A 23,989-nucleotide genomic window follows, 5' to 3' on the forward strand; every position below is an offset into this window, starting at 1 on the left:
GTTTTTTTAAAAAATTAATAAAGAGATGAAGGACTGTACATATATGGTTTCACCAAAAGAACGTAAGAGCCATTTTTAGTTTGCCATAAACATAATGGTACAAGATGAATTCGTAATGTGGTATTTGTTTTTTTAGGAAGGCGTTTATGGCACACCATTTACGATTAAAAAAGAAAATGGTACCGTTGTCTCTAAAATTATTGGCTTTAATCAAAAAAGCTATTAGATGAATTAACACAGTAGAGTAGAAAACAGGAATTAGATATTGTCTCCTTGTCCTCGGGTTTCAGGGTATTCCACCTTACTAAGCCAGACAAGGAGACAAATCCTTTTCCTGCTCTCCCTCATCAAACCGTACGTGAGGTTTTCCCTCATACGGCTTTCCGATGTTCTTCTTCCAATGGCGTTCGTACTTGCTACTTTGCCAGTTTCACTAATTTATACTTCGTCAGTTCTATGACATCCTTTATCCTAGTGTGTTTATGCCTTCTGTTTCTTTTCTTGTTCTGAAACAACGTGAGCCTTTCGAGCACATACCAGTCAATTTTATTAAGCCATTTCTTCGACATTGGAGAGACTTGATAGTAATTTTTAAAGCCTCTAAGTCTCTTGTTCAGACCTTCGACTAATTCATCCAACGAAAGATATAGCTTATTCCTTGGCGACGTGTATTCTTTGATCTTGGTTCTCATCTTCTTCATGGCTTTCTTGCTTGGAATGTGCGACATGACGTATATCTTGGAACCACCCTTGTTGTACACGGGAAATTTTCTGTGATGCATCCCGAGGAAGTCAAATCCACTTTTGTCATTCCAAATGTTCACTAATCTTGATTTGTCTTTGTTAATCGTTAAATCCAGCTTCTTCATGATGGATTTAAGGACATTGATACTTTGCAGGGCCTGATGTTTTGTTTTGCACATAATGACGAAGTCATCGGCGTATCGAATAAGCTCTCCTAAGTGAGAGAATTGCTTTTCCCAAATGGTATCCATGTAATTCAAGTAGATATTCGCTAAAAGCGGTGATATCACTCCGCCTTGCGGCGTACCTAGTTCGGTGTCATGGAACTGGCCATCTTCCATAACCCCTGCTTTTAACCATTTTCGGATAAGTTTTAGCACTCTTCTATCGCTTATTCGCTTTTCCACCAGCTTCATCAGCTTCTCCTGGTTGATGTTGTCAAAGTATCCTTTAATATCGACATCGACAACCCAGTATGATTTCCTGCTTGCTTTACGTATCCTATTTATGGCTTGATGGGCATTTCGTTTAGGCCGAAAACCAAATGAGCAGTCTTTGAAATCTGCTTCAAATATTGGTTCAATGACTAATTTCACTGCCATCTGTGCAACCCTGTCTTTAATGGTTGGGATTCCAAGAGGTCTTTGTTTCCCGTCAGCTTTTGGGATATATGTTCTTCGAACAGGTTTCGGGTGGAATCGTTTCTCCTTTAACTCAAGATAGAGTTCGTTAAGAAACTTTCTTTCCCCATATTCATAGACAATCTCTTCTATGGTCTGTCCATCTATACCCCCACTACCTCGATTCTTTTTCACTCTTCGCCATGCTTCCGCAAGGATGTCGGGACGATAAACTTTGTCATATAACGCGTGAAATCGGCGATTTTTGCTTTCCTTGGCACAAAGGTATAGTGTTTTCCAAAGTTCTCGAGCTTTTACATCGGTGTAGTTAGCCAGTTTTCCGGCATTCACTCACTCTTACCTCCTTCTAACACGCGAACAAAGCAGAGGTCCTTCACTCCAGAAAGTTTTGTTGTCTTTCCTTCATAGTTACTATGACCTCCTCCGACTCCCTCTTCACAGTCCACCACTTCGCATACACTTATAGGTTTCCTCTTTACTCTTATCGAGTGTGAAGGAGGGTCTCCCCAGTTCCGCAGGTTACTTTCTCAACATGTCGATTCCCTTACCCCGAGGGATTCTTAGGTGCTGCATTCCAAGTTCTTCACACCGTCCATGGTCTTCGCCCATCTCACCCAGGCTCGACTTCCCTTTGTCCTCTATAGAGGTCTCTTTTGACGAGGCGGCAGAATTCACTTGATGTTACGACCTGTTGATTTGCTAGCACTCCATAAGGAGTTACGTTGTCACCGGGCTTCATTCAACCTTAGGATTTCTCCACCAGTTGCCGGTCAGCTACCGAGCGTCTTGGCACTTACTCGGGTTGGACTTGCACCAACAAGCACCCTGAAGCTAGCTGGGCGCACATGAAAATATAAAAAAGCAGTGTGATTTCATTTGAGAAATCCACTGCTTTTTATATTTTTCTTTTATTTTAACCAAATTAAATATTAGAATATAAATAATGATGCTGAAAAGGAGCTGCTAAAACCATAAAACCAAGTAATTCAGTGCGAATCCTAGCAACAAGATGATAAAGGAGAGAGAATAGTTAATTTGTAAAAAGTGTAAAATTTCCCTAAAATATTCTGTTCTCATTGGTTTAATTTTATATAGAATTTGAGTAGATAAAGTTGAAGTTACAGACGCAAAAAATCTACTCTTTTAAAAAAGATCAAGGTGTACTCCAAATCATCCCAACGATATAAACCCAAAGGATATAAAAAATCACCGTAATGAAGTTGGTCCACAATGCTAAATTGTTTAACAGACGATATTTAGGGTCGTTACGTTTCCCTATATAACCAATAAGCCCTCCTACTATCCATAAAGTAATTAAAAGATAGCCATTTGGATTTGTTGAGAAAACAATCATTAAAATGGTTATTATCCATATTCCTAATGATAAGTATTTATACAATTGATTCTCCCTCCTTTAAATTTTGTTAATGTAAAATATATAATTTTTATTTTACCAAATTATGATAGTTGTTAAAATATTTTTTATTAAAAGTCCCAACAACCATCAAACATGTTGATATGGTTGTTTTTCTATAAATGTTACACATTTTAGATCGTGTGGTCACACTCTTTCTTTCTCGTTGTAGAAGAGGTCTTCAAAGAGGTCTAAATTGTATCTGAAACAGAACCATAGAATGTACAACATTATAAAAAGACGTTGGCAAATCAATGCTCAACGTCTTTTAAGTGTATTTAATGATACAAAGTATACCAACGTCTAGTCTAAATCGTTTGTTTAATTTTACAGGAATACTTTTTTTAAATATTTTTATTAGCAAAGCCATCCGCGAGGTTGGAAATACGTGTTAATTTGTAACCAGCTATAATAATCTTGGTCTTGGTACGGGTCGATACAGCTTGCAAGTGTTTTGTCGCAGCATTTATCTCCTTTTCCAAAGTTTTTCCAACATCTATCATGAGCGCGGCAGCATTTGTCAATATCATTAATAGGGGTTCCTCCACCTAGACTCATTCCATCCCCGCAACCCGGACCACAATGGTTATATTCTTTATTGTTATCCTCATCATCTAAACAGAATTTACCATCAATCCAATCAAGAGCTTGTCCTTGAACGGATTCGCCGGGCTTATAATCGGGATTGTCAGGGAAATTGTGTAGTATTGGTTGTTGATCAAGTTCACCTTTATATTCTTTTGAAAATACTTCACGAACTTCCCCTTGCATAATTTCAAAACCTTTATACACATTATCTTTAACAACTTTACCTTTTACCGTTTCAAAAGATATACCAGAACCATCTACTCTTACATAAGTAAGAGATACCGTTTTGCTTTTGTTTTTAAAAGTAAATGCTTTTACTTGTGTAACTTTATTTTCGAAGTTAAGTTGATCACTTTCTAAAGCAATAACAGGTTCTAAATCATCAACTGAAAAGTCTTGATATTCTTGTAGCTGTGCAACAAGAAGTTTAAACTCTTCAGTTTCCTTTAATAATTGGAACATTTTATTTTGTTCTTCGGAATTCGAAATAATTCGACCATCTAAAATTCTTTTTGTCATTTGTTAACCTCATTTCATCTAATTAAAATTTTAAACAATTTTTTAAAGAAACTAAAGCGGTTAAAATAGTTAGCCTTGGTTCCTAATGATTAGGCGATGATAACGCTACAACGACATTTAGTTAAGCGATTGTCCCAATCAATTACTTCACCAAAACATCCAGAATTGTAGTAACAACATTCACGGATCTGATAACATGTTGCTTGTGCCTCTACGTTATTCGATGTCGATTGTGCTTTGATCTTTTCCGCTTCTTCTTCAGAAACTACTGTGAATTCGCCTTCTAAGAACATCTTTCTTCAAACTCCTTTCCGTTAATGTAATATATAAAGAAGGATTAATAAGGAAAAACACAACTTTAAAAAAATATTGTTTAAAACTTTCTAGGCGTATACATAGGTAGGGGAAGTTCGTTAATGCGTAGATGTTAATAAAGAATTACTTTGATAAACATTACATTTATGTTACAAATCATCGTTATCATCCGTTTTGGGTAAGAATCATCTATTTTCCTGTGCTATAATGAGACCGTCCAAACTTCTTAAAAAAATAATATTAAAAAAGGGAAAACCCCATTTCGCTTCTTCTTGTATCTCCTAGTACAAGATGAATTTGGAATGGGGTTTTTAGTTTTTAAGGAAGGAGGAGGCTTTTATTCAAAAAGCGAAGCTAAGAGTGTCTTTATTGATTCTATTGGTTTTCTTTTCTTTGGCGTTCCCGATTTTCCAGTTCACCAAAGCATCCGTCGTACTAGCGGTGGATGGAAAAGAGAAAATAATTGAAACACACTCAACAACGATAGGTGAAGTTTTAGATGAACAAGATATAAAATTGAGAAAAGAAGACAAAGTAAATCCATCATTGAACACAGAAGTTCGTGATAATATGACAATTAAACTGGATTTGGCTACAAAGGTTATTCTTTCAATAGATAACAAAGAAAAAGAAGTATGGACTACAGCTGATACAGTAGAGGAACTACTTCAAGAACAAAAGGTGGCGCTACATTCATCGGATCATGTGAAACCGGAGATCAATGCAGAAATTAAAAAAGGTATGAAAATTTCAATTAACAAAGCGTTCCCTGTTAAATACACGGATGGGGAAATAGATACAGCAGTATGGACTGCTTCGGCTACTGTCGCTGACTTTTTAAAAGAGAAAAAAATTGCTCTTGGAGAACTTGACCGTGTTGAACCGAAAGCGGAAACCGAACTAACGAAAAACATGAGTATCAAGGTCTTCCGCGTAGAAAAGGCCATCGATGTAGTGGAAGAGCAAACTGATTTTGCAACAGTCACTAAAAAAGATTCCTCATTACGTGCTGGTACAGAAAAAGTGGTACAAGAAGGTGAAAAAGGCCTTGTGAAAAACCATTTTGAAGTCGTTAAAGAAAACGGAAAAGAAGTATCTAGAAAATTAATCAAAAGAGAAACAGTGAAAAAACCAAAGAACCGTATTATTTCTGTCGGAACCAAAGCAATAAAGAAACAAGTATCTCGCGGTACAACCATAAGTGCTGGAAGGGAATTTTATGTAACTGCTACAGCATACACCGCTTATTGTTTTGGATGTACTGGCGAAACCGCGACTGGAATAGATTTAAGGTCTAATCCAAATGCGAAAGTCATTGCGGTGGATCCAAGTGTAATACCTTTAGGTTCTAAAGTTTGGGTGGAAGGATATGGCTATGCGATAGCAGCTGATACCGGTGGCGCAATTAAAGGGAATAGAATCGATGTGTTTGTTCCTAGTGAATCACAAGCTAATCAGTTTGGACGTAAAACGGTTCGTATCAAAATATTAGATTAAATAAAAATATTTAAGACACTTCAGTTCATTGATATCAAACCCCTGTTCTTTTTAAGAATAGGGATTTCTTTTATAATTATGTAGGTTAATATTATAAGATAATAATAAGATATATCTAGTTGCAAGAGAAATCATTTCGTTGTAAAATAGCGGCGGCGATTAACAAGTGATCAATTTTTAATTTATTCACAAGGGAAAACCCCATTTTACTTATCTCTACATTTCTTGTGTAGGGTTGAGTGGAATGGGGTTTTTTCTTTTTATATGAGCATTTTGCAAAATTAGATTTTTTGGATAAAAGTATAAAAAATAAAGCACTCGACAAATAGCTACCAGCATGTTATTTTACAAAATATTACAATAATCCTGTTTTTGGGCATACCTGCAGAATTTTTCACATTGAATTTTTTTAAGCGGCTTTCTTCCCTTTATTTTCCTTTGCCATCGCTAGCGCTGAAACAAGTAATACAATAGCGTTCAGGTAAATATGGCTCTTTACTTTCTCAATTCCCCATACATGTAGGGAGTTCGCCGTAAGGTAGCTTTTCATTCTTGAATTACAGCGTTCTACACTTGTCCTCTCGTTGTAAAGCTCTTTCCAACGTTTTGTATCACGGTGCGGATTGGAATATCGGCGCACATCCTTTTTGATGTCGACTTTTACCACCATTCCATAGTTGGAAGATGAACAGGCTGCCATTCCTAATGGGTAATCCACTTTGCCGGTTGCGTGAGGACATCTGAACTTGAGCTGATCCTTATTGGCGCCCCAATAAGTCATTTCATAACCCATGGAACAACGCGGAGTTCCATTGGAAGAAATCCCTTCAGGAGGCTCTTTTTCGTTGCGCAAATTGAGCGGGATAATGGCTTGCGCTCCAATGTTTTTGGCTGATTCATAGTTTTTTAGTTGGTCACATCCGCCATCCATGATCAGAAATTCAATTTTGGATTTGGTACGCTCTGCCACTTGCTCGATTAATTCTGGTGCGACTTCTCCATCGTTCACATGGGCAGGGGTTACTTTTATGGCCATTGGCAGTTCGCTTGCGGTATCGACTGAAAGATGCATCTTATAGCCAAACCAAGTAATTTTATTACCGAAGGAATCAAACTTTGCCCCCCAATTGGCGTTGCCTGTTTGTTCACTTCGCTTCTTAGGCTGCTTCTTTTCATAAGCATCAATGGCGGCACTGTCGATAGCCTGATGTTTTCCATCAATTACTCCTTCCTCTTGAGCTAACTGGACGAGATCTTGAAAGATTCTTTTCACAAGTCCAGTTTTGGTTAGTGAAGAAAATACTCGGCTAAGAGTAGAGATGGATGGTGCAGGCCTGCTAATATCTAAACCACATTGGTAACGAAAACGCAGGTCATTTTTTAATCGATTGTGAAGAGAAGTAAAAGTATCAATACCTTCTAATGGGGCAGCGATAAGAGCCCTTAATATCCCTTCTTTGGAATGTCCTTCAGCCCCTTGGGGTGAAGAACTTTTCAATTGTTTAGCATAAGGACGCAAATCTAGAGCACTAAAAAAGATCGGTAATTTCTCTTTTGACTCTAAAATTTGCAATTCTTCAAAGGAAAATAGACTTTCTTGTAGAATATACAAAGTGACTTCCTCCTTATGGATTTTTGTGGTTTGGTCACTTCAAAATTCTACAAATAAGGGGTGAAGTCCTTTTTTATGCTTTAGAAAACCTTATGACTCTTGGGTTGAAAAATGTGCAAAATGCTCAAATAATAAAAAGAATATTGGTACAGTGAAAATTATTAATAAAAATACTATTGAGGAGAATACTGAAAGAAAAAATTGGAAAAATTTTTTAATCAGCAAGAAAAAATACCTAACCGAGAAATTACAACATTACGAGTAAATCAAAATACACACAAAAAAATAAAAGCACTCGTTGAGACTGTTAAAGCAAATTCCACTAATTCATTAATCGAATTAATGATTTGCGAATTTCTTAAATTACTTACAGAAGAAGAAAAAGAAAAATACAATGATTTCTATAAGCACTATATTGAAAAAGAAAAAGATTAACTAATTGAGTTAATTTCATAATTCTCACCCCTTGATTTTCAAGGGATTCAAGACAATAAAAAATGGGTACCTCCCCAAATTTCGTTATAATGGTAGGTAACCAAACAAACCATACGAAAGAGGTGAGTACCCTATGACTATTGTAAAACAAATTTCTCTTTTTGACATCCATCAATTATTAGAAATGGAAAGTTCCCATCGTTATGAAGCCATTTTTAGTGTGATCGACATTCAGCCTATATTTCAATAGTTTTCTAAAAAGACATTGAAAGGTGCACCACGTGAATTGAATTATGGTGCAATGATTCAATCGCTGATTATACGTATTGTCGAACGTATTCCAACTATCAAGGATTTAGTCAAACGTTTGGTTCATGATCCTTTATTTCGTTTCGACTGTGGATTCCTTGTGTCTGATGTCGTACCATCTGAAAGCTCTTATTCACGCATGATTCAAGTCATTAGTGAATCAGATGTGCTAGATAAAATGAACGATACACTCATCAAAACAGCGATGTTGGAAGGCTTTCTAAATGATGAACATGTCGCCATCGATGCGAGTCACTTTGAAGCTCGTGATGCTTTCACACCATCAGAAAAGAAAGCACCTAAAACTCCTAAAAAACGTGGTCGTAAAACGAAAGCTGAACGAGCTGTTTGGTTAGCCGAACAAGTAGAGAAAAAAGGAAATCAATCAACCTATGAAAAAGAACTGAAAGAACAGCTGGATATCCCATTAGAAACCCTTTGGAAGGATGTACCGATTGAGCCAAAATGGGGTGTGAAAAAGAATAGTAAAGGAAAAAATACATTCTGGTTTGGTTATAAAGCACATTTAGCTGTTTCGACGAAAAGTCAATATATCATCACTCGTTTGATGTCCTCAGGTAATTGAAGTGATTGTAAAGCTGCGATTCCATTATTGAAAAAACTTCATCACTTAGGAAACGGTCAATTTACAATAGCTATATTTGATGCTGGTTATGATGTTGAACCTATTTACCGTCAAGCCGTATCACAGTCCATGCGAGTCGTGATTCCTTACAACGTTCGCCGAGAAGGAGAATATATAGGATTCGATGAACATTTTCGTCCAACCTGTGTGCGTGAACATAGTTACCAATATGACAGCTTTGACGCTAAGTACAATACATTAAAATTCACACGTCCAAAGGAATGTGCAACTTGCCCATTACGAGAAGACACCCTTTGCCAAAAAGTTTTCAAAATCAAATGTGATATAGATATCCGTAAATTTACCTATCCAGCACGTGGGACAGAACGATGGAAACAGCTTTATCAAGAACGTACAGCAGTCGAACGCGTAAACGCTTATTTAAAGGAATACTTTCAATTTGTAAACGCTAAAATAGAATCAACAGAATTTGCTCATTTGGATTGAACACTTTTTCACTATTCAATACACTTCTAGTAAACTAGTAGTTTTAGTTTATTGGAGGCTGTACTAATGGAGGAGAAGTTAGTGTTATATGTAGATATTCACCGCTTGCATGATAGGAAATTACGAATTTCACAAATTGCAAAGCAGTTAAAAATTTCTCGTAATACAGTTTATAAGTATTTAAGTATGACATTTGAAGAAGCGGTTGAAGAATTTGGTCCAATTGAGCGAAAGAAAAAATTAGATCCCTATCGGGATTGGATTGTGAATTGGTTACAAGAATATCCAAGTATCAGTGGAGCGCAAATTTTAGATTGGCTTCAAGAAAGGTTTCCTGACATTGTAGTTGGAGAAAGCACTGTTCGAAGATATGTCAATGAAATGAGAGAAATCTATCATATTGAAAAAACAAATGAACCTAGAGAATACGAAGCAGTTGTCGAGCAATCACCAGGCAAACAGATGCAAGTTGATTGGGGCCAAACAATTCAGAAAAACACTCAGAAAAAAGAAATAAAGCTTTATTTTATTGCCTTTGTGTTGGCTCATTCTCGGCAAAAGTATATGGAGTGGCAGGACCGTCCTTTTACTACACAGGATACCATTCGTTGTCATGAAAATGCATTTCGATTTTTTGAAGGAGTAACCGAAGAAATTGTTTATGGTCAAGACAATCTAATTGCAGTGAATGAAAATGCAGGAGACATTATTTTAACAAAAGAATTTCAAAAGTATGTAAAGGAACGAAAATTTAAGGTTTACCTTTGTAGAAAGGCTGATCCAGAATCAAAAGGAAAAATTGAAAATGTAGTGAAGTATGTGAAAAAGAATTTCGCTCTTCATCGTGTTTTTTCAACGATTGAAGATTGGAATGAAAAAGCGTGGAAATGGCTAGAACGAACGGGTAATTACAAAGTGCATCAAACCATAAAAAAGAGACCTTTCGAAGTGTTTCTCCTGGAAAAGCAACACTTACGAAAAATCTCTTCACCGCTTTCAGAAGTTGAAAGCAACCCTACAGAAATTATAACAAGGAATGTGAATAAGGACAACACGATTCGTTTTCAATCGAATCGATATTCAGTGCCGATTGGCACATACACGAAGTGTCCTCAAGTGAAGCTACAAATCAACGGGCAACAACTAATCATAGTAAACTCAACTACAGGTGAGATTCTTGCCAAACATACAATTAGTTCAGAAAAAGGAAAGCTGATTAAAAATACGAATCATACGAGAGATCGTTCTAAATCAATAGAAGCACTTAAACGACATGTATTGAACCTTTTTCAAAGAGAAGAAAAAGCAAAACAGTATATTGAGGAAATTTGTCATATTTATGGGCGTTATCGCCGTGACCAATTACTTTTATTAAAAAAAGTAGCCGAAGAGAATCCCCAATGGATTTCAGCTGCACTTGAGAAGTGTATGGGTGAAAAATTGTATAGTGCGAATGCCTTTCGTGATGTTGTGGATTATTTAAAACGGCAACAATTGCATCCCATTCCCAAAATTCATGTAGCATCCGCCACCTCTGTTTCAATACCTGTAGAAACAAGAGATTTGAAGGACTACATTCAACGAATGGGAGGAAATATGCATGAGTAAGAGTGTCACGGAAATTCAACAAGCCTTTAAACAATTGCGGTTAGCAGAGACAGCGGAGGAGCTCCCCGAGCTCCTTCGCAAAGCAGAGCAATCCTCATGGACATATTTAGAATTTTTAGAGGAGCTGACTACATTTGAATTAAAAAGGCGCGAAGAAAAAAGTATTCAAAAGCGATTAAACTGGGCTCGTTTTCCATTCCATAAACCGATCGAAACGTTTGATATAAACGAGCAAACAGCGATTACAGAACGTCAGTTAAAACAGCTCCGGGAGTATCAGTGGATTGAACAAACTTACAATATCATCTTGCTTGGTCCGCCAGGAGCGGGAAAAACATTATTATCGGTTGGTTTGGGAATTGAAGCGATTGAAAAAGGATATCAAGTATATTTTGTCACCATGGGAGATTTAATTGTTTTTGTCAATATAAAATTGAGCCACTTACTGAATGAAATTTACAAAATGGAGAATTTGGAGTGAGGAGATCATGCCTTGGAGAGGGACATTATCCTCTCACTCCTTGTGGATTGATTATTATTCTTCTGTTTTTCGATGTTTTAAACTTTCTCTGAAACGATAGGGTTCACCATTAAGCAAAAGGATATGTGCTTTATGAGTTAAGCGATCTAGTAATGCAGTCGTAATTTTTTCATTACCAAACAGATTTGTCCATTCAGAGAATTCTAGATTAGTTGTAATCATTACACTGCCACGTTCATAACGATTGGAAAAGAACTGAAACAGTAATTCGACTCCAATCTTAGAAAACGGAACATACCCTAATTCATCCACGATGATTACATCATATTTGAGCCACTTGTTTTCAAATGCACCTAGCTTATGTTCGTCGTTGGAGATGAGTAATTGTTCCACTAATTCGTAGGCAGTTGTAAATTTTACTTTGTAGCCGTTCAGAATCATTTCCATCCCAAGAGCGATTGCGAGGTGAGTTTTACCAGTACCACTATTGCCTAAGAAAATAATATTCTCTTTCCTTTCCACAAACTCACCTTTTGCAAGTTTCATCAATCGATTTTTGTTTAAACTGGGCATTAAGCTAAAATCATAGGTTTCTAATGTTTTATTAATGGGAGAAACAAGCCTACAGGCTTCAAATCGTTGTTCTGGGAGAGGATGAAGGTATTCTTTTTCTTTTTCCCACATTTCAACAACTAATTCGTTGGAATGAGGAACTTTTCTTTCCTTAGCATCTTCCAAACACCAATGGAATAAGTATTCATTTAATTCTTCAATCGATTGAACTTCAGGTTCAGGCACCAAAGCATTTCTTCGTACATAACCAACGGAACCTTCAACTCGTCCTTTTTCATTACCTGAGCTAGGATTACAGAATTCTGCTTTAAAGAGATAATGGGTTTGTAAAGCCAGAAATGATTCCTGCTCTAAGTGATTTCTTCCTTGAAGAATTTTCTGCACAGATGTTTTTAAATTATCAAAGAGTCCTTCTGTAGGGATACCTCCAAAAAATTCAAACGCATGAACAAAGCCATCTAAGAAAGCCTCTTGTTTTTCGTGGAGATACGCTCTGACAAAACGTACACGACTTGCCGAAAGTTGAGCGTAAAAGAGGAAAACGCGTCGTTTTTTACCCTGAAGAATAATATCCGCCTCTCCCCAGTCGAATGGGAATTGGTGGCCGAGTTGGAATTCAAGTGGAATGAAGACTTCTTGTAGTACTTTCTTGCGTTCTCTCACAATTTTTCTAATGTTGGATTCAGACTCCTTAAAACCATATTCACGAACGAGCCTTCGATGAATATTCGCAGCTGTATGTCTCTGTTTTCCCCATCGTTTGAAATCTTCTTCAAGCCATTGATCGATAATAGGCAATATTCGTTTCGTTTCACTTGAGAATTCCTTCTTTCCATAGGACTTTTCACGTTGAATAATGGTTGGTGGCTGATTCGATTTCAAATATTTACTTACAGTATTTCTTGAGATGCCAAGTTTATTAGCTATTTTTCGTTGAGATAAACCTTCTACCTCATATAGATATTTGATAATATGAAATTGAGCCATCTTAATCATCCTTTTTTATCTCTCCTTCGATTGAGTATTCGGAATTACTCAATCTTAAGAGGGAAGATAAAAATTGGAAATAGGGTGGCTCATTTTATATGTAATCGAAAGCCTTAAAAATGGCTCAAAATTAAATTATCAAATACATTCGGTATCAGCAAATGTTTTATGTGACGAAAGCGAAGCGACAGTCACAATGTGTGACGTCCTACTAATTCCAAGAAGTACCTATTATCATCACATAAAGAAACGTGAAGATGATGAAAGACAGGCTGAAGAAGCTTATTTACAAGATTTTTAAGCAAAGTCGCAATAACTATGGTACTCGTAAAATCAAAAAAGAATTAGAAAAGAAAGAAAAGATTGTTTCAAGTCGCCGAATTGGTCGAATCATGAAGCAGTTAAATTTGGTGTCAAACTATACGGTTGCCTATTACAAACCACCGAAAAAACAAAGTAATGAAGCCAAAATCGCCAATATTTTAAACCGAGCATTTCAACAAGAAAAGAAACTCTCTGTACTGGTCAGTGATTTAACATACGTACGTGTCGGAAAAAGGTGGAACTATGTATGTTTATTTGTCGACCTGTTCAATAGGGAAATTGTAGGTACAAGTGTAGGACTAAACAAAGATACCAACTTAGTCTATAAGGCGTTAAGTAGCATTCAAGGGAATTTAATGAATGTCCAATTATTCCATACAGATCGTGGTTCAGAATTTAACAATCAATTAATCGTTGAAGCAATTGAAACATTTTGTATCCAGCGATCTTTAAGTACCAAAGGATGTCCATATGACAATGCCGTAGCAGAAGCAACATTTAAAAGTTTCAAAATTGAATTTGTGTATCAGAAAACCTTCCAAACACTTGAACAACTCACCATCGAAATGTGGGATCATGTTAACTAGTGCAATCACATACAAATTCATGAAACATTAGGTTATTTAACACCAGTAGAGTATAAGCAAAAATATGGGCAAAGCAAGGGATAAGAAAACATCTAATTGAAGAAAGGCTTTACATGGAGAGGTGGGCATGACTGCCTTGATTGGCAGAGCCAGCCATATTATAAAGCTGATTCCTTGGCTCGAGAGTCATGCCCGTAGAGGCTCCATGTCAAGCCACTTGGAACATAAGAAATTTTTAAGGAGAGCAAGAATTCTTAAACTAGGCCAACCCTTATAAATATTGTTCAATTTAATGTTGACATTCCACTCCTTCCTTGTGATAAGGATGATGATATTTTGATGTTACCATAACAAGAGAAAAGTTTTTTAAGAGAATATTAATATAAAAATTGAGGCTGTTCAGAAAGTGATTGACTTTCTGGACAGTCCCTTCCTTTTTACAAAAAATTGGTGCTGGTTTTTCTCACCAACACCACATATTGAAGAGTCATAATAAAAAGCCATCTATTAATGAGAGATGATTTTTTATCTATTTATTTAATAGGGACCATTTCACTTTCTGGGCAGCTGCCTCTGCAATTATATATGAAAATAGGTTAGATGGCATTTAAAAAATAGTTCAAATAATAAATAATACTTATTTTTTTCTTAAATATAATCCTTCAGTTGTAGTAATCATCTCAATAAGCTTTCTAGATTTTTCATCTTGATAATATAGAGAAACTATTAATTCATTTACCCAAGCAATCACCTTTAATTCTGGTAAATAGATTATAGTTTGTTCATACCCTCTAAGGCTCAGTTTTAAGAGACATGCTAATTCTATGGGGGTATTAACTTGAATGAATAGATAATCCTTAATTTTTATAAGGTAATTTCTTTCTTCCTCAGAGAGGTAATCTGGTAATCTTTTTGAGAAGTAAAAAGAGCTTTGTACCCATAACGGACTATAGCAGGACAATATTGTTAAAGTATTGATATATTTTCTTTCAACTTCAAAATATTCATTTACTGTTTGCTCTTTTCGAGTAAAAAAAACATCTAGTGGAGAAAACCATTCCATAGTTTTATTAATTATCATTGGAAAACGATCTATCAATACAAAATTTTCTGGATATAAATTGAAAAGCTCTTCTTCATTAATAAATCCATCACTATCAAATGGAATTGAAAGATTAAATGAAGCAATTATTTCTTTATATGTCATATTATTATAGTTCTCTTTCAATTTATAATAAACACCACTTTTCTATCTTAATATCTATTCAATATTTTTCCTTTTTCATCTAATGAAGCAACAGTATTTCCTTTATTATCTTTTAGTTTCCATTTTCTACCTCCATGTCCTGCTGTATCTTTATCTATTTGCCATCCCGTTTTTGGATCTTTATAGGCAGTTTTCCCATTTACTTTATCGGTAAATTTACCCAAATCTACATAACCATCATTATTTAATAGTTTTTTTGGAATTGCTTTGTATGCTATATTAATATTTTCAACTAAAGTTGGTTCTTTCAACCATAATTGATAAACTCCAGCTGCTACAGTTAATCCTGCTGCTGCCCAAACAATCAGAGATAGCAATTGCTGGTACTACAAGTAATGGTAAAGCAGCAGGCTGTACTGAGTTATCCGTTTCAACTAAGAACTCTTTTTCGTTTACTATGAAAGATTCCTTTTCTAAGTTATTATTTTCCTGAGCATTAACCATTGGAATGTTTGATACTAATAATATTAAAACTGAAAAATATATTAAAAATTTTTTTATTGTACTCATATTTATCTACCACCCTATAAAAATATTTTAGTTATTACTATGCATAGTACCATTTATAACTCGAGTTATTTATATTATAAAATCAACCAGTTAATACAAGGGATAGTATATAATTACCAATTTTGTAAAATATAGATTATGTAATAAAGTGTAAATCATTTTCTAAATAAGGAAAATATTAGTAATAACAACATTTTTATAGTTTTATAGTAATTGAAAGAGTTTCTATTCTTTCAAGTGTGACGGTTAAAATAAGTGATCCAACATTTAAAGTTTACTTATGTGTAGAAATTATTATAAATTTTAAACTTGCCCCCAACAACATTTTGTAGATGGCATTTAGAATGGCATTTGATGTATTTTGATTTGTGCAAAAATACTTCTAATTATTTATTGATCTGTAGTTATTTTGTGTAAAAGTGGTTCGACTCCCGCCGTTTCCATACATTCATGAAAGTTAATTCGTATGCAAAAATAGCTACACTTTTTAGGTGTTTTTTATCCTTAGTTAAAAAACTCACCCATTCCTATAAACATGCTTACTGATATTTTTTGCCTAAAAATTGCACCAATAAGCACCAGAATAGAACGTTAGTTTGAGTTGTTTTTGAGGTATTCTACATAGAGGAGAATAACTCAAAATGTTGAGGGTATTGGGTCTAATGAATTTTGCGTTATCATTCTACAATGAGACGCTAAAATAACCATGTATACGGATATATCAATATATGGGTATATAAATAAACAAGTCTACAAATATATCATATATAGATATGTAAATATACAGGTATAGGATATATAAATGTATGAATATACAGGTGAATTTATGTAACCGTCAAGTAGAATTAAACAATTTTCCACAAATAATTTTAAACAGTTTTCTACAATTAAGATTCAACAGTTTGCTAAATTAAAATAATACCTTTCTGTATTTCATACGAATGCTATCCGTTTCGTTATCGAAAGTGATAATTTCACTCCTATGTAATAAACGGTCAAGTATAGCTGTTGTTAAAGTAGGATCACCAAGAAATTTTCCCCATTCATTTGGCCCTTTATTAGAGGTTAGAATGAATGCTGCTTTATCATATAAATCATAGATAAACTGGAAAAATAGATTGGCTTCCTGAGTCTCGTAAGTCATGTACATGACATCATCAATAATAATTAAATCCGAAGCTATAATACGTTTGTAGCGTATTTTAGATTTATTGATATATTCTCACTAGCGTCGCATAAATAAGTTTTGAAATTTCAGATTTTATTTTTCTGGAAAATTAGCGAAAAACGAAAACACCTAAATAAAGGTAGTAAACATCCATTTTTTACCTATAGCTTAAGACGAGTGCAACAACGACAAATCAACCTTTAAGGAACGCTCATCCCTTCGATTTTCCGTAACCAAATGTGTGCAGATTTCCATAAAGCTGCTTTCAAATATCGACTTATTTGTAACGTACTTCGGTCACTATTAGTGTTCAACTGAGCTAACACATTTAAACAGTATACAATCATCGCTACGTATACTTGGTTGTGTACGGCTTGTTCACTGTGGCCGTAGAACTTCTTGATATTCAAGTGTTGTTTCATCCATTTGAAAAAGAGTTCAATGGCCCAACGTGACTTATAGATTTCAGCGATTTCATCTGCATCCATATCAAAACGATTCGTCAGTAAATGAAGTTCATTTCCTTTTGTATCCAACAATTTGATGAGACGGAACGCGTTTTCAGAACGATTTTGCGTGGTTCCAATAACCACCATTTCATCGGAGAATACAGGCGAATCTTCAGGTAACGAAAATCGTTCTAACACACGGACGACAGCGTTTTTTCGTAAACGTGAAACAAAGAAATACCCATCATCCGTCATACGGTCAAATCGCTCATAATCTAAGTATCCACGATCGAACACGTACAGGCATTCTTGATCATCAATGAATACCTCTAATTGACCACGATCATGTTCGATTGCGTTTGTCAGTACGGCCTTGTCGGGATAAGAAAGTCTTTTTTCCATGAATACAAGACGCAAGTGAAGCTTCACGCCCGATTTTGTTTTTCGGAACTCTGCCCATTTGTGGTTCGTCAAATTCAGTGGCAACGTACTCGAATCAATGATTTTTAGTGGCGTTGTCAGCTTTCTTCGCTTTTGAAAATGTGTTTTCTCATGAATTTGAGCCACTAAATCAAGAAAAATCGATTGAAAGAAAACCGTTGGAATGGCATTGATTCGTCTTCCTAATTGGGAAAAGCTAATCGATGGAAGACCTGTTGCACGTTGTAATTCTTCAGAAAAAACAGCGTCACTTAAAGCTCGCAAACTCTCGGTTTCATGTAATTGAGCGTACAACAGTAATTTCAGAAATGAAGCCATATAAAGCTTCTTTGTATAGTAATCTAAATGATAGGCTTTCACCATATCGTCAAATAAGTTGAAATTAATTGGTGAAAACCATTGTTCAAATGATGTTTTTCGTGTAAACTTATCCATAATCGTGATTCCTTTATATTGGATTTGGATAGGTTTACTACCACCAAACCATTATAAAGGATTTTTTTATGGAAAAATATAGTTACAGAAAATTCAGATTTATTATGTCTATTGATATTTTTTATGCGACACTAGTGATATATTCTTTTGTTTTTAAAATATACATAAGCTGATTCATGGAGACAAAGGATACTTTGTATCCTCTCTCCACAGCGTGTATTCCTAATGCAACGGATAGATGTAGTATAGATTTATGGACACAACTTGGTTAAGTCATTAATATTAAACTAACGAAAGGTTGTGTCCGAATCATGAGTCAAAAACGGTATAATCAAGAATTTAAACAAACAGTAGTTGAGCTTTATCGCTCAGGCACTCCAGTCAGTCAACTCTCTAGCGAATATGGTGTTTCAGAAGTAACGATTTATAAATGGATTAAGCAACTCTCTCCAATTGAATGTGAACAGGAATTAACTTTGGCTGATATAGAAGCCATTCAAAAAGAAAATCTTCGATTAAAACAGGAGATCGAAATCTTAAAAAAGGCTATGACCATATTCGCGAGAAAATAGATGAGCAAGAACTGATTGACTTGATTACAAAAGAAAGCGAACATCATCCAATCCAAATGATGTGTCGTGTTTTAAAGATGCCTAAAAGTACGTATTATCAATCGTTTCACAAGAAGCCGAATAGCTATCATGTCGCCAACGAACAACTGCTTGAACGAATTCGAGCAATCCATAAAGAAAGTAAGGGTCGTTATGGGGCCCCTAAAATCTTTGAAATACTTAAAAAAGAAGGCTATACAGGCAGTATCAATCGAGTTCAACGTTTGATGAAACAAGCAGGCATCCAATCATGTATTGTAAAAAAATTCCGCCCAACACCAACACAAAAGCCCGTAGAAGAACGAGAAAATGTATTAAATCAAGATTTCACTACAACAACAATCAACGAAAAATGGGTAGCTGATATTACATATGTCCATACGCTTCGTGATGGTTGGTGTTATCTAGCGTCCGTTCTTGATTTACATACAAAAAAAGTGGTCGGATATAAATTCTCTCGTACCATGACATCAGAAATTGTGCTGGAAGCACTTCAGAATGCGATTCAAGATCAAAAGCCCGATCCTGGTCTTATCGTGCATACAGATTTAGGAACACAATATACAAGTGAAGCCTTTCAAAAACTACTAAAAAAACATGAAATGGTTCCGTCATTTAGTCGAAAAGGATGTCCATATGACAACGCTTGTATTGAATCTTTTCATGCCATATTGAAAAAAGAAGAAGTGTATCTAACCAAATACGAAAGCTTTGAGACAGCGAGAATTGCGTTATTTCAATTCATCGAAGGTTGGTATAATCGAAAACGAATTCATGGAAGCATTGGTTATTTGACACCGGATGAATACGAAAAAATGTGCCGAATAGCAGCGTAAAACATGGGGTACAGAACACTTCCCCCCTTCACATTTTTTTTTGCACAACAGCCATGGGTTTATTTCTCCACGTCCCAAGTAGATTGTCAAAGGCTCTTTTCACTTTGACAATCTACTTGGGATGTGGAACAATCCATGAATGGTTGTTGTGCAAAAAAACTTAATCTTTTTGTGTCCAAAAACTTGACGTAGATCCAGGATAAATGTGTTTTTCCTGCTCCTGTTGGTCCCATCAAAATTAAAGTAAAAAATTCTTCAATCCAATTCAGTTCTTTTAATACATTTAGTTGTTTTTCACCAAGAGCTGTTTGTTCCTTCAAATCATAGGTATCAAACGTCAATATTTCTGGGAACTCTGCCCATTTCATTAATCTCTCATTATTTTTCTGCGTAAGCGTAAAATAACGCCCACGTGTTTTTTTCGTGGGCGTTTATTATATGCTCTATTTAGTTTTATTTGGTACGCGACATTCTTCTGGAATTGTCTTCGACCAGGGAAGGAGTTGATCGATGGCTTCTACATCATTGTGATCTATCAATGGTAATTGTTCGAAAAGATAGGTTAAGTAGTTCAATGGATTTAATTGATTCTCTTTAGCTGTTTCGACAATGCTATAAATAATAGCGCTGGCTGATGCACCTTTCATCGATTGTGCAAATAGCCATGCCTTCCGGCCCATCACGAATGGTTTAATCGATCGTTCCGCACGATTATTATCGATTTCAAGTCGACCATCTTCTAAAAACACTATGAGCTTACTCCATTGATTTATACAATATGTAATTGCCTCTCCCAATTTGCTTTTTGGGGGAACTTGAGGGCGTTTTGTTTTTAGCCATGCCAAAAAAGCGTCTAACACAGGTTTACTGTGTTCAAGACGGTATTCTTTGCGCTGTTCGGGAGTACAGTTCTCAAATTTTTCACTGATTTGTCTTTCAATCTGGAATAATTGATTACAGAATTGAATTCCTTCTGCAGCGGTTGATGATGTTTTATCCACATTGGCTGGTAATGCCTTCAGTGCTTCATCGAATTTTCGCCTTGCATGTGCCCAACACCCTACCAGTTCGACATCCTTTAATTCATGATATCCTGCATATCCATCTACATGCAGATATCCCTTAAATCCTTTTAGAAAAGCCTTCGGATGTTTACTGTGACGAGTCGTTTGATAATCATATAAGATGATTGGCGGTACGTCTCGTCCTGTTCGATACATCCACATATAAGACTTCGAATCCGCTTTTCGTCCAGGTTCTGCTAGAACTTGAAGTGTAGTTTCATCCGCATGTAGAATATCGTTTTCGAGTAATAGCTCATGCATCCGTTTATATAGAATGGAAAGCCAATTGGTTGCACCATAAATCATCCAGTTGGCGAGCGTTTGGCGTGATAAATACACACCGAATCGTTCCAACTGCTTTTCTTGACGATAAAGAGGCATTCCTTCCACGTATTTTTGGTTCATGATATAGGCCATAGCCGATGCAGATGCCAAACTTTTTGGGTAAATTGGTGTTGGCATTTTGGCTGTGACAATCGGTGTCTCGATTCCTTCCCGTTCACATTGACGGCAACTGTAAATATGTTGAACATGCTCAACGACTTTTACTTGAGCAGGAATAATCTTGATTTCTCTTCGTATTTCCGTACTCATTTCGTGTACGGTTCCACCGCAACACAAACAAACCTGCTCTTCTTCGGCTAAACGATAGTGAATCGTTTCCGTCGGCAAGTTCTCTAGTTTCGCATCGCGTTGTCCTACAGACTTCTTCCGTTTATAAGTAATGGTTTCAAGTGTAGGTTCTTCCACTTCTGTATCCGCTGTGATTTCAGCTTCATTAAAAAGAGGAAGTTCGAGTTGATCCGGATTCGTTTTTTCACTGGAAGCCCCAAATTTTTTATGTTGGCTAAGGCGGAATTGTTCTTCCAACCATTTGATTTTAGCCTGTAAGGCTTCATTTTGTTTTTTGAGTTCCGCATTTCTCGCTTGCAGTTCTTCAATTGTTGATTCATTGGTTTGTTTGTGTTTGTTCATAAGTTAAAGAATAAAGGAAAGGAATTGACAGGTCAATGTCAAATTCCTTTTAAACCATGATTTTAGCTGATACTTGTTCATGTGCTTGTTTTTGTTCAAATGAAAGACCATCGAGCAACCAACTGAATTGGCGGGGAGTGATGCACAAAGGGCCGGGAGTTCTTTCATCAGGCCATTGAAAGACCCCTTTCTCTAAACGACGATAGTACAACCAAAACCCATTGTGATCCCAATGGAGAATTTTCAATTTATCTCGTTTCCGATTACAGAAAACAAAGAGATTAGAAGAGAAAGGATTTAACTGAAAGCTCATTTGAATAATGGCTGCTAATCCATCAATCGACTTGCGTAAATCCGTTGCCCCCGCTGCTAAATAAACATGTTGAATGGGTGTTTTACTTAACATGTGTTTTCAGCACCTGAACCACTTCGTTGAAAAGGAGTGGATTGAAACCTTCTTTTACTTCGATGGAAAATTCCCCAATGTTAACGATGAGCGGGGAGTTTTTTTCATCCAACGGATGGGATACTTCAACAGTTAGCCATTGAGGGGAAGTCCGTGAAGTTTCAGTTGTCTCTAACTCTAGTCTTTTCATCCATTTATACATACTTTGGTGACCTACTTGATTTTGTTTGCACCAAGCTTTTACACTTGACTCTCCACTAGATCGATAAGATTCAATTCGTTGTTGCCACAATTGTTTTCGTTCATCTGGGGACATAAAAATAAAAACCTCCTAACTTTTGATGTTGATCTCATTATCACAAAACATCAAAATGGTTAGAAGGTGTGGGATATTTGGCGCTTACTTTTCTGCTCTCTACATCGCATCTCATAGCTTAAGATTTCATAAACCAGTTCATGATATGTCCAATTCTTTGCTTCAGCTTCACGGAGTAAATTCGGTAATTCTTTAGCCGTCTCAGCGAGGCGCAAGGTACGACATTTATCTTGTAAAATTTCATAGGGATGATGATTCATTCATTTTCACCTCCAGATAAGACTTTTAAATAAATGTCTTCGGATCGTTCTGGTGCTGATAAATCTTTATACTTCTCATTCAATTCAACGATTTTAGGTGAACTTTTTTGATATTGTACAGATAATGCATGTGCAATATCCCGAAAATCATTTGCACTGGTCATTCCAAGTTTCTTCATTTCAGATAAAGCTTCCTCACAATGATTTGGGTAAATTCTGATGGCTTGTTGTAGTACTTTGAGTTGATCCACTAAATGACGTGGATATCGTTCTTTCAATTTGTGTATTAACCATTGAATATTCTCTTTATCTATGAATGTTTCTTGAATTTGATGAATTAAAAGATCTCGTTTACTTGTGCTATGTTCCCGATGGGAGGGATCTGTAATAATCAATCCTTTTCCTTCGGATATTCGGTGCTTTGCTAACTCCATCCCAGTTTCTTTCAGTCGAATAATTAACCAACCATCCTCTTCTTGTAAATAAGCAAGATTTGGGGCATCTGCTCTATATGTTCCTTTAGGAACGCTATATCGATTTCCTTCATAACGAATAACATTGTCCTTATGGATATTTCTTGTTATACTTGGAGTTGAAACATTTGCGAAAATGTAAGTACCAGAGACTTTCTTTAAGTGTTGTGCTAATAAAGTTGTTTGCTTTGAGTAAAGTTCTATACTAAAACCGATTGCGACTCCTCCGCAATACGAATGGGACCATATAGTTGAGTAAGTTGCCAGAGTGAGGTGGTTAAAATACAGAATGTAGTTAACAAAAGCGTATTTAAAAGATCGATTAATTTTTTGATATTTGCCGTAGCAATAACAATCGTTGCAACGGTAATAACCTACATAATCAATCCAAGTTTGGAGGAACTAACCAAAGAAGTAGGAAATAATCTACCTGATCAAGTGAAAGAATCTAAAGGGATAAAAAAGGTCTGGTCATTTATCGTTAATAATGGATTTATAGTGCCTTTACAAATGTTTTTCTTGGCTTTAATTCCAATACAATTTCTATATCTATTGAATATAATTTCAACTGTTGCTCTTACTGGAATTCTTTTCGGTATTGCTTTACAGGCAAATTTTAAAAAGGGTCTTGGCATAATCATTTCTGCTATTCCTCATTATATCTTTGAGGTTTTTGCTTTTTGTTTATTTGCAGCAGTTCTGTTCAAGTTAAATCAAGTCGTTCGAGATAAAGTAAGAAGTGTATTTAAGAAAGACAAAGCAGGAACGTCTCTAATTAAAAATGTATTGGGGACAGTAAAGATTTACGCTGTTTTAATTTTACCAATCATTATTATGGCTGCATTTCTGGAAACCTACATAGCTGATATTATATTTAGCTTATTTGAGTAGTAGTTTTCAGCAATCGGGCGCGATCGTATTATAAGGGGCTGTCCGAAAAGTCGATTGAATCGACCTTGGGCTCAGCCCTTTTTTCTGTTTTTAGGGTACAAAAAAATCGTCCTTTTTTATAGAATGAAATTGACCAAAAAACATTCCATAGAAAGGACGA

Annotated in this window: 24 protein-coding genes and 2 pseudogenes; 9 read left to right on the plus strand and 17 right to left on the minus strand. The window is 35.8% G+C overall.

Annotated features, from left to right (window positions below; all coding sequences use genetic code 11):
• Window positions 1–416: 416 nt before the first annotated feature.
• From ltrA to NSS77_RS06525, 4 genes are all read right to left on the minus strand, one after another.
• A complete protein-coding gene (gene ltrA, locus NSS77_RS06510) occupies window positions 417–1,715 on the minus strand; it encodes a group II intron reverse transcriptase/maturase (protein ID WP_342470895.1) in 1,299 nt (432 codons plus the stop codon).
• A gap of 823 nt (window positions 1,716–2,538) precedes the next feature.
• Window positions 2,539–2,784, minus strand: a complete 246-nt coding sequence (locus tag NSS77_RS06515; RefSeq protein ID WP_173661257.1) for a hypothetical protein — start codon at window positions 2,782–2,784, stop codon at window positions 2,539–2,541.
• Between the two features lie 372 nt (window positions 2,785–3,156).
• Window positions 3,157–3,906 (minus strand): hypothetical protein, encoded by a 750-nt coding sequence (locus NSS77_RS06520; protein ID WP_342470896.1) that lies wholly within the window; start codon window positions 3,904–3,906, stop codon window positions 3,157–3,159.
• Window positions 3,907–3,995: 89 nt separating this feature from the next.
• The gene (locus NSS77_RS06525; protein WP_342470897.1) at window positions 3,996–4,199 is read right to left on the minus strand and encodes a hypothetical protein; all 204 of its coding nucleotides are present in this window, start codon (window positions 4,197–4,199) and stop codon (window positions 3,996–3,998) included.
• Between the two features lie 382 nt (window positions 4,200–4,581).
• Between NSS77_RS06525 and NSS77_RS06530 the strand changes: the two genes are divergently transcribed.
• Window positions 4,582–5,718: a ubiquitin-like domain-containing protein gene (locus NSS77_RS06530; RefSeq protein WP_342470898.1), complete on the plus strand. Its 1,137-nt coding sequence runs from the start codon at window positions 4,582–4,584 to the stop codon at window positions 5,716–5,718.
• A 409-nt stretch (window positions 5,719–6,127) separates the two neighbouring features.
• On the opposite strand, the gene NSS77_RS06535 is transcribed toward NSS77_RS06530, so the two are convergent.
• Window positions 6,128–7,330 carry a transposase gene (locus NSS77_RS06535; RefSeq protein WP_342470899.1) on the minus strand — a complete coding sequence of 401 codons (1,203 nt, stop codon included), beginning with the start codon at window positions 7,328–7,330 and terminating at the stop codon, window positions 6,128–6,130.
• Between the two features lie 201 nt (window positions 7,331–7,531).
• Here NSS77_RS06535 and NSS77_RS06540 point away from each other — a divergent pair, with 201 nt between their 5' ends.
• The 5 genes and pseudogenes from NSS77_RS06540 to NSS77_RS06560 all read left to right on the plus strand — a co-directional run bounded on the left by NSS77_RS06540 (window position 7,532) and on the right by NSS77_RS06560 (window position 11,256).
• A complete protein-coding gene (locus tag NSS77_RS06540) occupies window positions 7,532–7,765 on the plus strand; it encodes a DUF5388 domain-containing protein (RefSeq protein WP_342470900.1) in 234 nt (77 codons plus the stop codon).
• 286 nt (window positions 7,766–8,051) lie between these two features.
• Window positions 8,052–8,660: a transposase gene (locus NSS77_RS06545; RefSeq protein WP_342470901.1), complete on the plus strand. Its 609-nt coding sequence runs from the start codon at window positions 8,052–8,054 to the stop codon at window positions 8,658–8,660.
• Between the two features lie 12 nt (window positions 8,661–8,672).
• Window positions 8,673–9,167, plus strand: a pseudogene (locus tag NSS77_RS06550) (IS5/IS1182 family transposase); the annotation flags it as partial.
• 81 nt (window positions 9,168–9,248) lie between these two features.
• Entirely contained in the window at window positions 9,249–10,775 is a 1,527-nt protein-coding gene (gene istA / locus NSS77_RS06555; RefSeq protein WP_342471216.1) for an IS21 family transposase, read from the plus strand.
• Entirely contained in the window at window positions 10,768–11,256 is a 489-nt protein-coding gene (locus NSS77_RS06560; protein WP_016839619.1) for an ATP-binding protein, read from the plus strand. Before istA (NSS77_RS06555) ends, NSS77_RS06560 begins: the two co-directional genes overlap by 8 nt.
• Window positions 11,257–11,310: 54 nt before the next feature.
• On the opposite strand, the gene istA (NSS77_RS06565) is transcribed toward NSS77_RS06560, so the two are convergent.
• A complete protein-coding gene (gene istA, locus NSS77_RS06565; protein WP_016839620.1) occupies window positions 11,311–12,816 on the minus strand; it encodes an IS21 family transposase in 1,506 nt (501 codons plus the stop codon).
• 257 nt (window positions 12,817–13,073) lie between these two features.
• On the opposite strand from istA (NSS77_RS06565), the gene NSS77_RS06570 reads away from it, so the two are divergent.
• On the plus strand, window positions 13,074–13,727 hold the full coding sequence (locus NSS77_RS06570) for an IS3 family transposase (RefSeq protein WP_016839622.1): 654 nt from the start codon (window positions 13,074–13,076) through the stop codon (window positions 13,725–13,727).
• Between the two features lie 637 nt (window positions 13,728–14,364).
• Here the strand turns inward: NSS77_RS06570 and NSS77_RS06575 are convergent.
• The 5 genes from NSS77_RS06575 to NSS77_RS06595 form a co-directional block, all read right to left on the minus strand.
• A complete protein-coding gene (locus NSS77_RS06575) occupies window positions 14,365–14,934 on the minus strand; it encodes a hypothetical protein (protein WP_016839623.1) in 570 nt (189 codons plus the stop codon).
• A gap of 47 nt (window positions 14,935–14,981) precedes the next feature.
• Entirely contained in the window at window positions 14,982–15,311 is a 330-nt protein-coding gene (locus NSS77_RS06580; RefSeq protein ID WP_342470902.1) for a hypothetical protein, read from the minus strand.
• 1,103 nt (window positions 15,312–16,414) lie between these two features.
• Window positions 16,415–16,720 carry an ATP-binding protein gene (locus NSS77_RS06585; RefSeq protein WP_342471217.1) on the minus strand — a complete coding sequence of 102 codons (306 nt, stop codon included), beginning with the start codon at window positions 16,718–16,720 and terminating at the stop codon, window positions 16,415–16,417.
• A 152-nt stretch (window positions 16,721–16,872) separates the two neighbouring features.
• Entirely contained in the window at window positions 16,873–17,997 is a 1,125-nt protein-coding gene (locus NSS77_RS06590) for an IS4 family transposase (RefSeq protein WP_096550083.1), read from the minus strand.
• A 121-nt stretch (window positions 17,998–18,118) separates the two neighbouring features.
• Window positions 18,119–18,244 carry a hypothetical protein gene (locus NSS77_RS06595; protein WP_342471218.1) on the minus strand — a complete coding sequence of 42 codons (126 nt, stop codon included), beginning with the start codon at window positions 18,242–18,244 and terminating at the stop codon, window positions 18,119–18,121.
• Window positions 18,245–18,308: 64 nt separating this feature from the next.
• On the opposite strand from NSS77_RS06595, the gene NSS77_RS06600 reads away from it, so the two are divergent.
• A protein-coding gene (locus NSS77_RS06600) for an IS3 family transposase (protein ID WP_096551019.1) occupies window positions 18,309–19,444 on the plus strand; the annotation gives its coding sequence in 2 pieces (ribosomal slippage) (window positions 18,309–18,531 and window positions 18,531–19,444; 1,137 coding nt in all).
• A gap of 86 nt (window positions 19,445–19,530) precedes the next feature.
• On the opposite strand, the pseudogene NSS77_RS06605 reads toward NSS77_RS06600, so the two are convergent.
• The 6 genes and pseudogenes from NSS77_RS06605 to NSS77_RS06630 form a co-directional block, all read right to left on the minus strand.
• Window positions 19,531–19,821: pseudogene (locus tag NSS77_RS06605) on the minus strand (ATP-binding protein); the annotation flags it as partial.
• 66 nt (window positions 19,822–19,887) lie between these two features.
• Window positions 19,888–21,483 carry an IS66 family transposase gene (locus tag NSS77_RS06610; protein WP_342469277.1) on the minus strand — a complete coding sequence of 532 codons (1,596 nt, stop codon included), beginning with the start codon at window positions 21,481–21,483 and terminating at the stop codon, window positions 19,888–19,890.
• Between the two features lie 49 nt (window positions 21,484–21,532).
• The gene (gene tnpB, locus NSS77_RS06615; RefSeq protein ID WP_141603366.1) at window positions 21,533–21,889 is read right to left on the minus strand and encodes an IS66 family insertion sequence element accessory protein TnpB; all 357 of its coding nucleotides are present in this window, start codon (window positions 21,887–21,889) and stop codon (window positions 21,533–21,535) included.
• Entirely contained in the window at window positions 21,879–22,205 is a 327-nt protein-coding gene (locus NSS77_RS06620) for a hypothetical protein (protein ID WP_096550474.1), read from the minus strand. Before NSS77_RS06620 ends, tnpB begins: the two co-directional genes overlap by 11 nt.
• A gap of 59 nt (window positions 22,206–22,264) precedes the next feature.
• On the minus strand, window positions 22,265–22,465 hold the full coding sequence (locus NSS77_RS06625) for a hypothetical protein (RefSeq protein ID WP_342470903.1): 201 nt from the start codon (window positions 22,463–22,465) through the stop codon (window positions 22,265–22,267).
• Complete coding sequence (locus NSS77_RS06630; RefSeq protein WP_342470904.1) at window positions 22,462–22,899, minus strand: hypothetical protein; 438 nt, start codon at window positions 22,897–22,899, stop codon at window positions 22,462–22,464. The genes NSS77_RS06625 and NSS77_RS06630 overlap by 4 nt, the downstream gene beginning before the upstream one ends.
• Before the next feature lie 369 nt (window positions 22,900–23,268).
• Here NSS77_RS06630 and NSS77_RS06635 point away from each other — a divergent pair, with 369 nt between their 5' ends.
• Window positions 23,269–23,829 carry a stage II sporulation protein M gene (locus tag NSS77_RS06635; protein ID WP_231553249.1) on the plus strand — a complete coding sequence of 187 codons (561 nt, stop codon included), beginning with the start codon at window positions 23,269–23,271 and terminating at the stop codon, window positions 23,827–23,829.
• The last annotated feature ends 160 nt before the right edge of the window (window positions 23,830–23,989 follow it).

This window comes from Ureibacillus sp. FSL K6-3587 (genome assembly GCF_038593165.1).
Lineage (GTDB): Bacteria > Bacillota > Bacilli > Bacillales_A > Planococcaceae > Ureibacillus > Ureibacillus suwonensis.

What these genes read in the sequence shown, in the direction of transcription:
- NSS77_RS06520 (WP_342470896.1), bottom strand. Translation starts at nt 3,906, where the DNA reads ATGACAAAAAGAATTTTAGATGGTCGAATTATTTCGAATTCCGAAGAA.
- NSS77_RS06525 (WP_342470897.1), bottom strand. Translation starts at nt 4,199, where the DNA reads ATGTTCTTAGAAGGCGAATTCACAGTAGTTTCTGAAGAAGAAGCGGAA.
- NSS77_RS06560 (WP_016839619.1), top strand. Translation starts at nt 10,768, where the DNA reads ATGAGTAAGAGTGTCACGGAAATTCAACAAGCCTTTAAACAATTGCGG.
- istA (WP_016839620.1), bottom strand. Translation starts at nt 12,816, where the DNA reads ATGGCTCAATTTCATATTATCAAATATCTATATGAGGTAGAAGGTTTA.
- NSS77_RS06570 (WP_016839622.1), top strand. Translation starts at nt 13,074, where the DNA reads ATGATGAAAGACAGGCTGAAGAAGCTTATTTACAAGATTTTTAAGCAA.
- NSS77_RS06575 (WP_016839623.1), bottom strand. Translation starts at nt 14,934, where the DNA reads ATGACATATAAAGAAATAATTGCTTCATTTAATCTTTCAATTCCATTT.
- NSS77_RS06590 (WP_096550083.1), bottom strand. Translation starts at nt 17,997, where the DNA reads ATGGATAAGTTTACACGAAAAACATCATTTGAACAATGGTTTTCACCA.
- NSS77_RS06610 (WP_342469277.1), bottom strand. Translation starts at nt 21,483, where the DNA reads ATGAACAAACACAAACAAACCAATGAATCAACAATTGAAGAACTGCAA.
- tnpB (WP_141603366.1), bottom strand. Translation starts at nt 21,889, where the DNA reads ATGTTAAGTAAAACACCCATTCAACATGTTTATTTAGCAGCGGGGGCA.
- NSS77_RS06620 (WP_096550474.1), bottom strand. Translation starts at nt 22,205, where the DNA reads ATGTCCCCAGATGAACGAAAACAATTGTGGCAACAACGAATTGAATCT.
- NSS77_RS06625 (WP_342470903.1), bottom strand. Translation starts at nt 22,465, where the DNA reads ATGAATCATCATCCCTATGAAATTTTACAAGATAAATGTCGTACCTTG.
- NSS77_RS06630 (WP_342470904.1), bottom strand. Translation starts at nt 22,899, where the DNA reads ATGGAGTTAGCAAAGCACCGAATATCCGAAGGAAAAGGATTGATTATT.